Consider the following 15,008-nt stretch of genomic DNA (forward strand, 5'->3'; position numbering starts at 1 on the left):
GTCGCCACTGTGCGCTGGATGCGAAATGATATGTGACAGAGCCGGACACCGCGGTCGACGCACAGCGGCCGCCGGTGTACGCACACCGATGCTCCGAAAGTGAGTATGCAATGACCTCTCGATTCGCGGTCTCCGGACTGACGAAGACCTATGGTGCCAACGTCGTCGTCGACAGTCTCGACCTCGAGATCGAGCAGGGCGAATTTCTGGTCCTGCTCGGTCCGAGCGGTTGCGGCAAGACCACGACCTTGCGATGCCTCGCCGGGCTGGAGACCCCGCAGGGTGGTTCGATTTCGTTCGCGGGTCGGACGGTGTTCGACGCATCGTCGAAAGTCCATGTCCCCGCGCACAAGCGAAACATCGGCATGGTGTTTCAGTCGTATGCACTGTGGCCCCACATGACGGTCGCCGAGAACATCCGATACCCGCTGACGGTCCGCAAACTGAAGAAGGCGATTGCCGACGGCGCAGTCGAGACGGCCGCGAACATGGTCGATTGTGGCGCGTTGCTCGACCGGTACCCATCGCAGCTCAGCGGTGGCCAGCAGCAACGTGTCGCGGTGGCACGCGGGCTCGTGGCCCAACCGGATCTGGTGTTGTTCGACGAGCCGCTGAGCAATCTGGATGCACGCCTGAGGGATCAAGTTCGATCTCAGATTCACCAGTTGCACCAACAGCTCGGTTTCACCGCTGTGTTCGTCACTCACGATCAGTCGGAGGCGTTCGCTCTCGGCGACCGTCTCGCGATCATGAAGGCCGGAAAAATAGAGCAGTACGACGAGCCCGAGCACGTCTTCGAGAACCCGACATCGGAATACGTCGCCGCGTTCATCGGAATGGGTAACCGACTCGAACTCCACCGCGGCCACGACGGCTGGGTCACCAGCGGATCCGACGTCATCGACCTACAGACTGCAACGATACGAGAACGTGCCGACGAGGGCACTCGCGCGGTGGCCAGGTTCCGGCCGGACGACGTGCTGTTGCACGACACTGCCCAGCAGGTGCCGACCGGAAACATTGCCCTGCACGCAGAACTCGTGACGTACGAATACGGCGGTCGGTACTTCGACGTGGCGGTCAAGACCGGTGACGAGCAGTTGACGCTGCGAGCCACGGCAACCGAACACAGTGCGGCGCTGCGGCGTAGCAAGCCCGGACAGCCGGTACTCGTCAGCTTCGCGCCGTCGTGTCTGCGGGTGTTCGCGCTTCCCGACACGTCGTCGGCCGCGAGCTCCGAGCTCGTCGGTTCCGCGGGAAAGACCGCGTGATGGCAACGCTCGTCGACGTCGAACGTCCCGAGTCAACCGAGACGGCCGGTAAGCGCTCGATGACTATTTCGCCGAATTGGCGCGCGCGAATCGGGTACGCCGCCGTCCTCGCCGTATTGGCCTACCTGGTCGTACTCCCGATGGTGCGTCTGCAGATGCTCGCGTTCGAAGACGGAGCTGCCGGATACCGAAGTCAGTACGGCCGCTTCGACATCGGCGTCACCCTTCGAACCACGGTGGCGTTGGCGCTGGGTTCGTTGATCATCGCGATGGTTCTGGGAACGCTGCTCGCCTTCGCTGCGAGCAGGCTTCCTGCCAAGCTGGGTTGGCTTCGCGTCATTCCCATCCTGCCGATCGTGATGCCGGCGGTGGCGAGCGTGGTGGGGTGGGCATTCCTGCTCTCCCCCGGGCCCGGCTACCTCAATGTGCTCCTTCGACTGTTGCCGTGGTGGAGCGGATCGGACAGTGGCCCGATCGACGTGTACACCGTCCCGTGGATCATCGTTCTCACGGGCTTCGGTCTGACGTCGTTCGTCTACCTGTTCGTCAGTTCCGGCATGCAGAACATCAGCTCCGAGCACCTCGAAGCCGCTCAGGTCAGTGGATCGTCCACGGTCGGAATCTTTTTCAAGATCGTCCTCCCGCTGCTTCGACCGTCCCTCATCTACGGCGGCGGCATCGCGCTGCTCCTCGGACTCGGCCAGTTCACCGGCCCCCTCCTGTTGGGTGCGAACACCGGCGTCAAGGTGCTGACCACCGAGATGTACCGCCGGGTGTCGGAGTCCCCGTCCGACTTCGCGGCGGCAGCGGCCGCGGGCTCTCCGCTGGTGATCTTCGGACTGGTTCTGGTGCTGGCACAGAAGGCGTTGCTGGGCAACCAGACTCGCTTCGTCACGCACGGCGGCAAGGCTTTCGCTCCCTCCACCGGTAAAGCGACGTGGGCCACGGTCACCATCGTCGTGTTCGCGCTCTTCGCCTTGGTCATCCCGCTGATGGGTCTGATCATCGTCTCGTTGACGCCGTACTGGTCGGGATCGCTGTCGCTGAGTCTGTTGACGCTGGACAACTTTCGGGCACTGATGGATACGACGGCGGTGGTGGAGTCGGTTCTGACCAGTGTGTTGACCTCACTGGGGGCGGTCGCGATCTGCATTCCGCTCGGCTACCTGATGGCAAACCTTCTCGTCCGCGGTCGTCGGTTCAGAATTCTCGCACTCATCGCAGACCTCATGACCGCACTGCCACTGGGCATCCCGGCCGTGATATTCGGCGTCGGATTCCTGCTCACGTACACCGAGCCGCCGCTGATCCTCTACGGAACCAGAACGGTGATCATCCTCGTGTACATCGTGCTGATGCTGCCCTTCTCGACGAGGATGCAGATGACCGCCATGCTGTCGCTCGGCAACACGTACACCGAGGCTTCGGCCACCAGTGGTGCATCACCGTTCGTGACGAATCTCCGAATCATGTTGCCGCTGATGCGTCCGACGATCCTCAGTGCCGTCGCGCTCATGTTCATTCTGCTGACCCACGAATTCGCTGCATCGCTTCTCGTGCGAGCGTCGACAACCCAGGTGATGGGCACGTTGCTGTTCGACATGTGGCAGAACGGCTCCTATCCGCTCGTCGCCGCGATGGCCTTGCTCATGACTGCCGTCACCACGATCGGTGTCGCCGCGGCGATGCTCGTCGGCGGCCGCAACGTGCTCAGCAAGCTGTGACGGGCGTCCAGTCCCGGCTCCAGGACAAGGTCGTTCTGGTCACCGGAGCAACCGGCGGGATCGGCACCGCGATCGTCGAGCGGCTGACCTCGGAAGGCGCAGTGCTCGTGGTGACCGACGTCGACGGGGCCGCGTGCGGCGCACTCGTGGCGGACCAGGCCGACAGCGAACGCCATCTCCCGATCGCCCTCGACATCACCCGGGAAGATCAGTGGCACAGCGCTGTCGAGGCCGTGGCCGCGCAGTACGGCCGGCTCGACGCCGTGGTGAACAACGGTGCCATCGGTAGCCTCGGAACCGTCGTCGACGAGGATCTCGACCGCTACAACCGAGTTGTCGAAGTCAGTCAGACCGGGACGTGGCTCGGGATGAAACATGCGGGCGCGTACGTCGAGCAATCCGGCGGAGGGTCCATCGTCAACATCTGTTCCATCCTCGGCAGCGTCGGCGGCCTCGGTAACAGCTTCGCCTACGCTGCGGCCAAAGGCGCTGTGCGCACGATGACCAAGAACGCAGCGCTGCACTGGGCCACCAAAGGTGTCCGCGTCAACTCCATCCACCCCGGCTTCATCGGCACCACGCAGCTGCTCGAACGCTACGAGGGATCCGAACGGCACAGCGCCATGATCGCGCACACTCCGATGGGTCGACTGGGAACAGGGGCCGAAGTGGCTGCCGCCGTTGCCTTTCTGGCCGGGGACGACTCCACGTTCGTCACCGGGACCGAGCTGTACGTCGACGGCGGCTGGACCTGCGACTGATCGAGCCGGCAGGGCTGTCGGCGACGGTGCTTCAGCGGGTGGTGAAGAAGTCCACCCCGTTGGAGGTCCGCGCCGACAGTCTGCCGCGCTGGACCAGAACGTCCAGGTGCGCAAGCGTCTCGCAGGTTGCCACCATCTGGTTGAAGCTGTCCAGAGTGGCGAACGATCGATCGTGCCGAGTCCACGTCAGGCCGGCCGCCACGTCCAACCCGGTTGCGCGAGCCATAGATTCGACGACGCTCTCTGTAGCGGCGAGACGGCGATCGTGGTGTTCGAGCAGCTGCCGGCAGCGCTCGTGCACGCCGGCACCCGGATGGCCGTGCGACGGCAACATCGTCCGGTCCGGTTCGTCGAGCATCACGGTCAGAGACGTTAGATACTTGGCCAGCGGGAGGTCCCACTCGCCGAGCTCGAACCCGATCGACGGCGTGATCGTGGGCAGAACGTGGTCTCCGGTGTAGCACAGGTTCCGGTCGGTGTCGTGAAACACCATGTGGCCCTTCGTGTGTCCGGGAGTGTGTGCAGCGACTACCGCATGGCCGGGAACGTCGAGGGGACCGGGTTGCAACCACGCGTCCGGTAGCTCCCAGTCTGCGGCGTCGAAGGGTTCGGCCTTCCCGCTCTCCGCTGCGATGCGAGCGATCTCGAACGCGCCCGCGCGCTCGAGTTCACGAATCGAGCTGACCGGAACGTTGCTGCGCAATCGACCGATCGCTTCGATGCCCGGAGCCTCTGCGGCACCGAGATGTACCCGGGTCCCGTATCGACGACGCAGCTCGACGGCGAACGTGTAGTGATCACGATGGACGTGAGTGACGTACACGTCGTGAATCTCCGACGGCCGACGCCCGATGCGAGACAACGCGTCGACGAGTTCGTCGTGCGTCGATGCCCGGTGCCAACCGCCATCGATCAGCACCAGCCCCGTATCGGTCTCGAGCACATAAACATTGATCGCATGCAGACCGTCCTGAGGCATCTGCAGAGGGACGCGATGAACGCCGTCTGCCACTGCGAAACAGCCCGGGTCGGCCCACGACGACGTCATCACGCGTCGCTCGCGAGGGGCACCATCGTCTTCTCGTCGCCGTACCACATCATCCGTCGACCACCCATGGTCCCGACGTGGTCGACGGCCGCTTTCCACTCGTCACTTGCCAGAGCGGTTTCGAGTGCGTCGCGCGACTCGAAGCTGAGTACCGACAACCCGTCCCACCCTTGCGATTTGCTTCCGAATGCTTCGAGCAGTTCGGTGTGCTGCCAGCGGAGCAAGCCGGGCAGGGGGTAAGTGACATCGGCGTGCTCGCCCCGCCACCACGTGATGAACTGCTCGTGAGTCCACTCGTCCGGGCGGGCGGCGACCAGTACCAGGTTGTACATATTTCTCCTTAAGTGAATTCTGTTCAGTTCGTCGATCCGCAGGATGGCGCGTGACGACGTGCGTACTGTTACCTCCGCACGACCCGGATGGCCGCGTCCGTGACCAGGACGGTGATGTCATCGATGGTCAGTCGACCGTCGGGCCGGTACCACCGCCATACGCTGACCACCAGAGCGAGGACCAAACGCGCTGACATCGTCGGATTCGACTGCGCGAACTGTCCCGCCTCGATTCCCCGCCCGATCAGAGCGGTCCAGTTCTGTTCGATCCGTTGAACGAGCGCACGGCACTCGATTCGTTCGGCCTCCTCCTTGGCGGACTGCCGTTCGGTCGCCAGGAGGTCCATGTGGTTGTGCAGAATGCGACGAGCCAATGCGTCCTGAGGCGAGGCGGCCAAGGACGCGGCAATCGCGGCGCGAAGGGCGTCCTCGGCATGCGTCACGCCATCGGTGGCCGCCACGAACCGTGCAGCGGAGTCCGCGAGTTCGATGCGCATGATGGTTAACAAGCAGTGCGCTTTGGACTCGAAGTAGTGGTACAACGCGGTCTGACCGATACCGACCTCGTCGGCGATCGACGCCCATTTGGTGTGCTCGTAGCCCACCTTGCCGAAGTGGTCGATCGCCGCGGACAGAATGCGCGTTCGCTTGGACCGCGGGCTCTCGCGCCGGACGTCGGTTCCTACGGTCATGGTTGCCCCTACTGATAGCACGTGTTCCAGCTTCGGTCGAGTTTACATTTTTCGATGTGAATTCGAGTCAGTTGTAGCAGCGAGCTGCCGAGCCAGTGCTGTCGCATCGGGTCGGGACAGTTTCCCGACACGATTCTGCGGTAGGTCGTCGACGGTGAAGACGTATTCCGGCCACTTGGACTTGGGAAAGTCGTCGTTCGCCAACTGCGCCGTGATGTCCTCGAGCCCGAGGTCCTCACCACCGGTGACCACGAGAGCTGCCGCGCGCTCCCCCAGCAGGTCGTCGGGTACCGGTACGACACACACCTGCACCACGGACTGCAGCGAGGCGATGGCCGATTCGACCTCGTTGATGTCGATGTTGCGTCCGCCGCGGATGATGATCTGTTTCTGCCGACCCATGACGCGAATCGAGCCGTCCGACGCGACTTCCACCAGGTCACCGGTGGGAAGAAAACCGTCGGGTGTCAACTCGGGCGGGACCGGCATCCCGGCTCGGGCGTACCCGACGAACAGAGACGGGCCCTTGACCTGAGCGGCACCGATATCGTCCGCCGGAAGCGGATTGCCGTCCGAGTCCACGGCCCGCACAGTGGTGCCGGGAAACGGCCGACCGTCGCGTCCCAGTCGGATCGATACCGGGTCGTCGAGAGCAGGTGTCGTGTGGCCCAAGCATTCGGACATTCCGAACACGCGGAGGAATGTGGTGTCCAACCACTGTTCGGCCTTGGCGAGTGCGCGCTCGTTCATCGGTCCGCCGCCGATCGTCATCGCGCGCATCGCTTCCAGCCCGCCTTCGGAGTTCGGAGCAACCGATAGCTGTAGCGCCATGGTCGGAACCAGCATCGTCCAGGCAATCCGGTGTTGCTTCGCTGCCCGCAGAGCCGCCTCCTGGGACCACTTGCCGATGGCGACCATCGGACCTCCCAGTAGCGCAGGCAGATACATTCCGAAGCAGAATGCGGCGACCGACGACAACGGCACGAAGGCACCGACCGCCTCACCCGAGCGCAGGCCGACCGCATCGATGGTGGATCGGCACGCGTACTCGATGGCGTCCTCGGACTGCACCACGCACTTGGGCCGGCCGGTCGAACCCGAGGTCATCGCAATCGCATCGCCTCCGTTCCATCGCGCGACAGAGGCGAACGCACCACTCTCCGCCCGCACCCGGTACGAGCCGAAGGCGGGCTTGTCCACGGGAAATTTCTCGTCGGACACACCCCAATGACGAAGGACCTCGGACGTTCCCACGACGACGTCCGGTCGAATGTCCTCTAGTGCCAGCGCGAACTCCGACTCCGTCGCGTGCGGGCTGACCACCGCGACCACACCGCCTGCGAGACCGACACCGAGGGCAGCCGCCACGGTTCCCCAGGTGTTGTCGGCCTGAATCGCCACGGTCGGCGGGCTGGGGTCGATACCGCCGAACACCTCGGCAAGGGATGTCGCCGCCTCGACCACGGTCTGGATCGTGTGACTGCCGTCCTCGTCGACGACAGCGACGGCATCGGGGGTCTTTTCGGCGCGGATGACCATCTCGCGAGCAAGCCGTTTCACTGGTGTGACTCTTTCCTGGTACGTGATGCACTCATGTCGAGAACTGCACGGCCGGTGACGGATCCATCGCGCAAACGGCCGTAGGCAGAGATCGCCTCGGTGAAGGGGAAGGTGGTGGTTTCAGCGCGTAGCAGGCCGTCCTGCGCAAGCGCGACGACGGCTTCGAGGTCGCCGCGCGTGCCCCAGAACGGTGCATCCACCGTCCATCCTGCGGCCAGGCCGACATCCTTTCCGGCTGTCAGTCGGCCGCCCGCACTACCGACCACCACGAGAGAACCTCCGGCCCGCAGCAGGGCGGCGGCCGGCGCGATCGTGGTCGGGGCTCCGACGAAGTCGAGGACGAGATCCGCACCGTCCAGTGCCGTGAGACGGTGCGTCGCAGCGGAAACGGAGTCGTGGAACTCATGCGCTCCCGAGGACTCGGCCAGGGCAGCGGCTTCGGCCTTGGCGTCGATGGCGATGATGTGCGGCACGCCCATGGTGCGCAGGATCTGCAAAGCAAGGTGGCCGAGACCGCCGATTCCGATCACGACCACAATGCTGCGGTCGTCGATCACGGCGGAGTTGGTGCGAATGGCGTGATACGCGGTCAGTGCCGCATCCGCCAGCGGCGCGGCACCGAGAGGATCGAGATCCCCGATCGGAACCAGTACGCGCTCGGACGGCACCAGCATCAGCTCTGCGATGCCGCCCGAATACCCCAGACCGTTTCCGATGGGGGCCAGCCGACCGTCGGGACACCGAGCGAGGCTGCGACAGTAGTTCTCTCTGCCCCGCAGACAGTTCGGGCACGTTCCGCAGCTCCAGATTCCGTGGACGACCACGGCGCGACCGATCCAGGAAGGGTCTGCCGACGGTCCCGCCGAGACGACCGTTCCGGCCACTTCGTGCCCCAGCGTCAGCGGCAGGTCGTAGTCGAAAGTTTCTGCGCTCGAGTTCATCACGTGCAGATCGGACCCGCACAGTCCGGCTGCGTCCACCTGGATCAGCAATTCGTGCCCGGTCGGCACCGGGTCCGGCACCTCCTGGAACTCCGGTGCGCTCCCCCACTCGCGAATCTGCAAGGCCAACATCAGCGAGCAGTCCATCCGCCGTCGACCACAAGGGTCTGACCGGTCATGTAGGAGCTGGCGTCCGAGGCCAGAAACAGCACGGCACCGTCGATCTCGCCCTCGACGCCGCCGCGTCCGAGCATGGTGTTCCGCCGCACCCACCCTGCGGACTTGTCGTTGGTGAACAGGCCATCGGTCATCTCGGTATCGAACCACCCCGGCACCACTGCGTTGACGCGAATGCCTCGTCGACCCCACTGACCGGCCAGTTCACGAGTGAGGCCGAGCGTGCCTGCTTTCGACGCCGCGTAACTGGCACCGCCGATTGGAGCCGTGGACACCAGGCCGATCACCGACGAAATATTGATGATCGACGCTGTTGCCTCGATCGGCATCTTGCCGACCGCATAGGTGGCCAGATGGAACCCGGCGATCAGGTTGACGTCGAGGATGGACTGGAAACCGTCCAATGTCTCGTCCTCGGCGTTGGGCGGACCGGGCTTGCCCGCGTTGTTGATCACGACGTCGAGCCGGCCGTGTTCGTCGAAGCATCGGTCGACGAGAGCTCGCCGGTCGCTGTCGTCGGTGACGTCGCACCGCACGGGCACGATGGCCGGGATCTCGGCCGACAACGCTTCGAGCCGGTCGAGCCGTCGCGCCGCAGCGTACACCGTGGCACCTGCCGCGGCGAGAGCCCGGGCGAAACCGAGGCCGAGCCCCGACGAGGCACCGGTGACCACAGCGACGCGACCGGTCAGCGAGAACATGTCCTGGGTCATGTGTCCACTTCCAAACTGATTGTCGGACAATAGGAGTGATCGGTCAGTACACGGCGGTACGGCCGCCGTCGACCGGGATGATCGCGCCCGTCGTGTACCCGGCGTCGTCCGAGGCGAGATGGGTGATCAAGCCGGCGAGCTCGTCGGGCCGCCCCAGCCGTCCGGCTGGGAGCCGGTCGACGATCTTGCCGATGAACTCCTCGTCCCAGTTCTCGGACATGTCGGTGGCGAAACCGCCGGGCATCACACAGTTGACGCGCACCGTGGGCGCGTACTCCTGGGCGAACGCGCGGGTCAGCGCATTGAGCCCGTTCTTGGCTGCTGCATACATCGCCTCGGGTGGGCTGGGTCGCTCGGCACCGATGCTCGAAATATTGATGATGGACCCACCTCCCGCAGCCGCCATCCGGTCCCCGGCGACGGCCATCAGCCGGAACGGTCCCTTGAGATTGACCTCGATCGTCTTGTCCCACAGCCCCTCGGTGACCGACACGAGATTCTCCGCCAGCGGCGCGATCCCGGCGTTGTTGACGACGATGTCGAGGCTGCCGAATCGCGCGATGATGTCGTCGACGGCCGGTTCGATGCTGTCCCAGTGTCCGACGTGGAGCGCGTACGGATGTGCACTGCCCTGGCCCGAATCGCCCAGGCTCGAGACCGCGCTCTCGCAGGCGTCGAGCTTGCGGCTCGACACTATGACCGTCGCGCCCGCGTCCTTCAATCCGCGTGCGATCGCCAGACCGAGCCCACGGCTCGCTCCCGTCACCAGAGCGACCTTGCCGTCCAATTTCGGTGTACTCATGCGTACCTCTTGACCTCGAGTCGGGCGATGGTCCGCAGATGGACCTCGTTGGGGCCGTCGGCAATCTGCAGAGCTCGGGTGATGGCATAGAGCCGAGCGAGAATGGTGTCGTTGCTGACTCCGGCCGCGCCGTAGGTCTGCACCGCTCGGTCGACGACCTTGTGGGCCACCTCCATCGCAGCCACTTTGATGGCCGCCACTTCCGAACGAGCCGAGGCATTTCCGGCGGTATCCATCAACCAGGCCGACTTGAGCACCAACAACCGGATCTGGTCGATCTCCAAGCGGCTGCGGGCAATCCACTCACGCACCACACCTTGATCGGACAACGGTCCGCCGAACGCCTTCCGAGCGAGCGAGCGCCGGCACATCATTTCCAGAGCGCGCTCGGCCATGCCGATCGCCCGCATGGCGTAGTGCATGCGGCCGGGCCCGAGTCGCCCCTGGGCGATGGCGAATCCGTCGCCCTCCTCTCCCAGCATGTTGGCGGCGGGCACGCGCACGTCGGTGAACTGAACTTCGCCGTGGCCCAGACGATCCTGGAACCCGAACATGGGCAGGTCGCGCACCACCTCTACGCCGGGAGCGTCGGCGGGAACCAGAATCATGCTCTGCCGGCGGTAGGTGGAACTGTCCGGGTCCGACTTCCCCATGAAGATCATGAGCTTGCAGTCCGGATCGAGAACGCCGGAGGTGTACCACTTTCGGCCGTTGACGACGTATTCGTCACCGTCACGGGTGATCGTCGAGGTGATGTTGGTGGCGTCGGAGCTGGCGACATCGGGTTCGGTCATGGCGAAGGCAGATCGAATGGTGCAGTCCAACAGCGGCTTCAGCCAATGTTCCTTCTGCTCCTCTGTGCCGTACATCGCCAGAATTTCCATGTTGCCGGTATCGGGTGCAGAGCAGTTGATCGCCTCGTTCCCGATGATGGAACGGCCGACGATCTCGGCGAGCGGCGCATATTCGAGATTGGTCAGTCCTGCACCGAGGTCGTCGTGGGTCATGAACAGGTTCCACAGCCCGAGTTCACGTGCGCGTGCCTGCAGATCCCGCATGATCTGCGGTTGCTCGTGCGGATTGTCGTTCGCGGCGATCTGAGCGTCGTAGACACTCTCGGCCGGGTAGACGTGGTCGTTCATGAATCTTTCGAGAGTGGCCGACAATTCGGCCGTTCGTTGTGAGTAGGAAAAGTCCACTTCCGTGTGCTCCTGTCGAGTGATGGGGCGTCAGCGCGCGAGCAGTGCCGTGCCGGTGTCGATCAACCTGCGGATGGTTGCGGGCAGCTTTTCCTGATCCGGGTCGATGTGGCGACCCTCGCGATGCCGACGCAGGTTGTGGCCCATGATCGCTGCCATCTTCAACCGTCCCAGGGCGTCGAACCACGTCATGTCCGGGAGCGCCGGGCCGCTCCCGGTGTAGCAGGAGATCAGTTCGTCGGTACTGGGCAGACCGGGCACGTCGCGGCCGACACCGGGAAAGTTCGATCCGTCCGCGAATACGAGAAACCATCCCAATTCGACGCGTGGATCACCTGCGCTCCAGATCTCCCAGTCGATCAGAGCTGCCGGCTCGAGACCGTCGGAAATGATGTTTCCCAACCGGTAGTCCCCGTGGACCAGCGTGGGTGTGATCGCCGCCGGAATGTCTCGGCGGAGCAGTCGAACCAACTCGTCGGCACCCTCGACGAGTTCTACCGGAACCGCAGCAAGCGTTTTGGACCACCGATCCAATTCGTCTGCCGGCGAGAGGATGTCGCCCGCATCGGGGATGTCCGCGAGCGGCACGGCATGCAACGCCGGCAGCACCTCCGCGGCTCGACGCATTCGCGCGGCCGCGATACTCGGTTCCACCTCGGGGTCGTCGAGTACCGGTTCGAGCGACTCACCGACGACGAGCTCCATGGCGAACCACGCCGGTTCCTGCTGGTCGACCGCAACGATCGCCGGTACCGGCACCTCGGTGTCGGCCAGGGCACGCAGAATCGAGGCCTGCCGGAGCATGTCGTGCCGCCCGACCGAGCGCTGCCCTTCCGGGACTGCTTTGACGACGAAGTCACCGTCGGACGTCCCCACTCGATACGTCAGTCCCGAGTGTCCACCGAGGAGCGGCTCGAACGTGCTGACGGTGACGCCGAGCTCGGCGCCGAGCGCGGCGGTCACCCGTGTGCGCAGGGAGGATTCGGTCATGGTCGCGGCTCTCTCGGCAGACCGAGCACACGCTCGGCGATGATGTTGTGCTGAATCTCGTCGGTACCGCCTGCGATGCGATAGCCCGGGGCCCCGAGTAGATGCTCGGACCACGCGAACGTGCCCCACCTTCCCGAGTCGGACGTCAGTTCGCGACCGAGCAGCAGACGTGCGACCTCGGAGGTCCTCGCCATGGTGTCGGTGGCCAGAAGCTTTCCCAGTGACGCTTCCGGACCCGGATCGTTTCCGGCGATCACAGCACCGGCCACTCTCATGTTGCCGATTCGCTGCACGAAACTACGGGTCACCAGATCGGCCACGGCGTCACGCTCGATTTCGGTCAGCTCGCGGCCGAGGTTCTGAGCAAGGGCCACAGCACGATCCGCGTTCGCCAGACCGAGGTTACCGCCGTCCAGGCGTTCGGCCGCAAGCACTGTCAGGGCAACCTGCCAGCCCTTCCCGACCGGGCCGAGCCGAAGGTCGTCGCTCAGGTGCACCCCGTCGAGGTACACCTCGTTGAAGGAGCTGCCCCCGGTCATCTGCCGAATGGGACGTACGTCGACCCCCGAGGCGTCCATCGGGATCAGGAACATGGTGAGACCGGCGTGCTTGGCGACGGTGGAATCGGTTCGGCACAAGGCCACTCCGTAGTCGGCTACCCGCGCACCCGACGTCCACACCTTGTGCCCGTCGATCGTCCACGAGCCGTCCACTGCCTGAGTTGCTCGTGTCCGAACCGCAGCCAGGTCCGACCCGGCCTCGGTCTCGGAGAACAACTGACATGCGATGACGTCGGCCCGAAGCATGGCACGAACGAACCTGTCCCGTTGCTCCTCGGTTCCCCACTGCGCGACGGTGGGTGCGACCAACTGTTGCGTGACAGAGAACATCTCGGTCCTACTGGGCACGTCGTACATGTCCTCGACGCGACGGAAGGCAAGTACGTACGACAGTGGCAGATCGCGGCCACCGTACTCGACCGGTGAGTTCAACGCGCCCCACCCCGCGTCGAATTTCGCCTGCTCGTACGCGGCAATCTCGTCCGTGTGCGCCTGCTCTTGCTCTGCGGTCCAATTCTCGAAGACCGCGACCGTGTCCGGCCCGTCTCCCCACGCGGAGTCGGTGCGCGGCGCGGCAACGGATTCCAGCCACGCTGTTGCCTGCTCGGCGAATTCGAGGATGTCCGGAATCGTTCGTTGTGTCACTGCATTACCTCTGGTTCGTCTTGGATCAGACCGTCAGCACGGTGCAGGCACTGATGCCCGGCGCGCCGTACACATGGGTGAAGCCGACACGCGGAACGCCCGGCACTTGACGCTCGCCGGCTTCGCCACGGAGCTGAGTCACGATCTCGTGCACCTGGCGAAGACCGGAGGCTCCGATGGGTTCACCGTTCGCGATGCAGCCACCGTCGGTGTTGATCGGCAGGCGCCCACCGATGTCGGTTTCCCCAGCCGCGACCAGGGCTTCCTGCTCGCCGGGCTCACAGAACCCGCATTCGGCCATGTGCATGATCTCGGCACCGCTCTCGGTGTCCTGCAGCTGCGCGACGTCGACGTCGCCCGGACCGATGCCGGCCTGCTCGAAGGCCGCACGTGCTGCGTCAGCACTCACACTGGTGGGTTCGCCGTCGCCCTGAACGGAGGGGCTGAAGACCTCGAAGGACCCGAACCGGCGGGTCCGGTGGGTGATAGCGGCGATCTCGATCGGCCGACCGGCGGCTCGCGCGACGTAGTCCTCGCCTGCCACGACGATCGCGGCTGCTCCCTCACCCGGTGAGCAGAACATGTACCGCGTGAGTGGATCGTTGACCATGTCGGCTTCGGCGATCGTCGTGGCATCCATGGCCTCGCGACGCCAGGCGTTGGGGTTGAGAACGCCGTTGCGGTAGGCCTTTTCGGCGACCAGGGCCAGCGTCCGACTCGAGATGTCGTGCTGACGCATGTAGCGGGAGATCTTGGCACCGAAGAACTGGGTGGTGACCATCAGACCGGCCTCGCCGTAGCCGTCGGGTAGTCCCCACTCCGCCGGTCGTGGGTCGAACGCACCACGCGGGTGTTTGTCGAAACCGACTGCGAGCGCAACGTCCGCAGAGCCCGAGCGCACGGCGTTGACGGCCGAGAACAATGCGCTTCCGCCTGTTGCGCAACCGTTCTTGACATTGGTGAACGGGATTCCGGTGAAGCCCAGTTCGGCAACGAGAGTATCTGCGAGACCCGAGCCGTCACTGCCACCGAACGCGACCTGGACGTCCGGCCAGGTCAGACCTGCATCGTGTAACGCGTTGCCGATCGCCGTCACAGCCATCTGACGACCGGACACTCCTGGCTGACGTCCGAATTTGGACAGACCGGCACCGATGATCGAAACTTTCTGTGTCACTGCGTCATTCCTGTCGATTCCGGTTGCGTGCCGAGTGCGTCGACAGCGAATCGGGGCACCGGCGCGGTGGACGTCAGACGCACCGGTGCCCCATCCAGTTCGTCGAAGCTCTCACAGTCGATGATCGCTTCGATCTTGATGCCCTCGGGCAGTTCCACGTAGCCGACTGCGAAGGGAACGAACCCGCCGACCGGTGGCACGTAGGGAGGAGACTTGGGCGCAAATCGCTGAATCGTGAAGGCCCACAGTGTGCCTCGCGTACTCAACGTGATGTTCTCCGCAGTGGGCGTGGCGCACCTGCTGCACATCGCACTCGCGGGGAAAGCCACGGTACTGCACACAGTGCACCTGCTGCCCTCGAGTGCGACGGCCGTTGCCTGCTCCATTGATGCTGCCTTTCGGGCTGTTCGGTCAGA

At 64.5% G+C, this 15,008-nt stretch carries 15 protein-coding genes; 3 read left to right on the forward strand and 12 right to left on the reverse strand.

Features of this window, described 5'->3' with window-relative positions; genetic code table 11:
• The first annotated feature begins 110 nt into the window (after positions 1–110).
• From NY08_RS10200 to NY08_RS10210, 3 genes are read left to right on the forward strand one after another with little or no spacing between them, the layout of a single operon-like run.
• On the forward strand, positions 111–1,271 hold the full coding sequence (locus NY08_RS10200; RefSeq protein ID WP_045196193.1) for an ABC transporter ATP-binding protein: 1,161 nt from the start codon (positions 111–113) through the stop codon (positions 1,269–1,271).
• Between the two features lie 59 nt (positions 1,272–1,330).
• Positions 1,331–2,995: an ABC transporter permease gene (locus NY08_RS10205; protein WP_045200119.1), complete on the forward strand. Its 1,665-nt coding sequence runs from the start codon at positions 1,331–1,333 to the stop codon at positions 2,993–2,995.
• Positions 2,992–3,756, forward strand: coding sequence for an SDR family NAD(P)-dependent oxidoreductase (locus tag NY08_RS10210; protein WP_045196195.1), 765 nt, complete (start codon positions 2,992–2,994; stop codon positions 3,754–3,756). Before NY08_RS10205 ends, NY08_RS10210 begins: the two co-directional genes overlap by 4 nt.
• 31 nt (positions 3,757–3,787) lie before the next feature.
• Here the strand turns inward: NY08_RS10210 and NY08_RS10215 are convergent, their stop codons facing one another.
• The 12 genes from NY08_RS10215 to NY08_RS10270 all read right to left on the reverse strand — a co-directional run bounded on the left by NY08_RS10215 (position 3,788) and on the right by NY08_RS10270 (position 14,978).
• Positions 3,788–4,804: an MBL fold metallo-hydrolase gene (locus tag NY08_RS10215; protein ID WP_045196196.1), complete on the reverse strand. Its 1,017-nt coding sequence runs from the start codon at positions 4,802–4,804 to the stop codon at positions 3,788–3,790.
• Entirely contained in the window at positions 4,804–5,136 is a 333-nt protein-coding gene (locus NY08_RS10220; protein ID WP_045196197.1) for an EthD family reductase, read from the reverse strand. Before NY08_RS10220 ends, NY08_RS10215 begins: the two co-directional genes overlap by 1 nt.
• Positions 5,137–5,204: 68 nt before the next feature.
• Positions 5,205–5,828 carry a TetR family transcriptional regulator gene (locus NY08_RS10225; RefSeq protein WP_032394855.1) on the reverse strand — a complete coding sequence of 208 codons (624 nt, stop codon included), beginning with the start codon at positions 5,826–5,828 and terminating at the stop codon, positions 5,205–5,207.
• 42 nt (positions 5,829–5,870) lie between these two features.
• Complete coding sequence (locus NY08_RS10230) at positions 5,871–7,388, reverse strand: class I adenylate-forming enzyme family protein (RefSeq protein ID WP_144407340.1); 1,518 nt, start codon at positions 7,386–7,388, stop codon at positions 5,871–5,873.
• The gene (locus NY08_RS10235; RefSeq protein WP_082074012.1) at positions 7,385–8,461 is read right to left on the reverse strand and encodes an alcohol dehydrogenase catalytic domain-containing protein; all 1,077 of its coding nucleotides are present in this window, start codon (positions 8,459–8,461) and stop codon (positions 7,385–7,387) included. The genes NY08_RS10230 and NY08_RS10235 overlap by 4 nt, the downstream gene beginning before the upstream one ends.
• A complete protein-coding gene (locus NY08_RS10240; RefSeq protein WP_032394857.1) occupies positions 8,461–9,219 on the reverse strand; it encodes an SDR family NAD(P)-dependent oxidoreductase in 759 nt (252 codons plus the stop codon). Before NY08_RS10240 ends, NY08_RS10235 begins: the two co-directional genes overlap by 1 nt.
• Before the next feature lie 43 nt (positions 9,220–9,262).
• On the reverse strand, positions 9,263–10,021 hold the full coding sequence (locus tag NY08_RS10245; protein WP_032394858.1) for an SDR family NAD(P)-dependent oxidoreductase: 759 nt from the start codon (positions 10,019–10,021) through the stop codon (positions 9,263–9,265).
• Positions 10,018–11,220 carry an acyl-CoA dehydrogenase family protein gene (locus NY08_RS10250; RefSeq protein WP_045196201.1) on the reverse strand — a complete coding sequence of 401 codons (1,203 nt, stop codon included), beginning with the start codon at positions 11,218–11,220 and terminating at the stop codon, positions 10,018–10,020. The genes NY08_RS10245 and NY08_RS10250 overlap by 4 nt, the downstream gene beginning before the upstream one ends.
• 30 nt (positions 11,221–11,250) lie before the next feature.
• Positions 11,251–12,210, reverse strand: coding sequence for a phosphotransferase family protein (locus tag NY08_RS10255; RefSeq protein WP_045196202.1), 960 nt, complete (start codon positions 12,208–12,210; stop codon positions 11,251–11,253).
• Entirely contained in the window at positions 12,207–13,415 is a 1,209-nt protein-coding gene (locus NY08_RS10260) for an acyl-CoA dehydrogenase family protein (protein ID WP_235387156.1), read from the reverse strand. The genes NY08_RS10255 and NY08_RS10260 overlap by 4 nt, the downstream gene beginning before the upstream one ends.
• 25 nt (positions 13,416–13,440) lie before the next feature.
• Positions 13,441–14,592 (reverse strand): thiolase family protein, encoded by a 1,152-nt coding sequence (locus NY08_RS10265; RefSeq protein ID WP_045196203.1) that lies wholly within the window; start codon positions 14,590–14,592, stop codon positions 13,441–13,443.
• The gene (locus NY08_RS10270; RefSeq protein ID WP_032394862.1) at positions 14,589–14,978 is read right to left on the reverse strand and encodes a Zn-ribbon domain-containing OB-fold protein; all 390 of its coding nucleotides are present in this window, start codon (positions 14,976–14,978) and stop codon (positions 14,589–14,591) included. The genes NY08_RS10265 and NY08_RS10270 overlap by 4 nt, the downstream gene beginning before the upstream one ends.
• Between the last annotated feature and the right edge of the window lie 30 nt (positions 14,979–15,008).

It is taken from the genome of Rhodococcus sp. B7740 (genome assembly GCF_000954115.1).
In the GTDB taxonomy this organism is placed as follows: Bacteria; Actinomycetota; Actinomycetes; order Mycobacteriales; family Mycobacteriaceae; genus Rhodococcoides.

Excerpts from the sequence above, each read along its gene's own strand:
- NY08_RS10205 (WP_045200119.1), top strand. The coding sequence starts at position 1,331 with ATGACTATTTCGCCGAATTGGCGCGCGCGAATCGGGTACGCCGCCGTC.
- NY08_RS10240 (WP_032394857.1), bottom strand. The coding sequence starts at position 9,219 with ATGACCCAGGACATGTTCTCGCTGACCGGTCGCGTCGCTGTGGTCACC.
- NY08_RS10245 (WP_032394858.1), bottom strand. The coding sequence starts at position 10,021 with ATGAGTACACCGAAATTGGACGGCAAGGTCGCTCTGGTGACGGGAGCG.
- NY08_RS10200 (WP_045196193.1), top strand. The coding sequence starts at position 111 with ATGACCTCTCGATTCGCGGTCTCCGGACTGACGAAGACCTATGGTGCC.
- NY08_RS10255 (WP_045196202.1), bottom strand. The coding sequence starts at position 12,210 with ATGACCGAATCCTCCCTGCGCACACGGGTGACCGCCGCGCTCGGCGCC.
- NY08_RS10215 (WP_045196196.1), bottom strand. The coding sequence starts at position 4,804 with ATGACGTCGTCGTGGGCCGACCCGGGCTGTTTCGCAGTGGCAGACGGC.
- NY08_RS10270 (WP_032394862.1), bottom strand. The coding sequence starts at position 14,978 with ATGGAGCAGGCAACGGCCGTCGCACTCGAGGGCAGCAGGTGCACTGTG.
- NY08_RS10220 (WP_045196197.1), bottom strand. The coding sequence starts at position 5,136 with ATGTACAACCTGGTACTGGTCGCCGCCCGCCCGGACGAGTGGACTCAC.
- NY08_RS10225 (WP_032394855.1), bottom strand. The coding sequence starts at position 5,828 with ATGACCGTAGGAACCGACGTCCGGCGCGAGAGCCCGCGGTCCAAGCGA.
- NY08_RS10235 (WP_082074012.1), bottom strand. The coding sequence starts at position 8,461 with ATGTTGGCCTTGCAGATTCGCGAGTGGGGGAGCGCACCGGAGTTCCAG.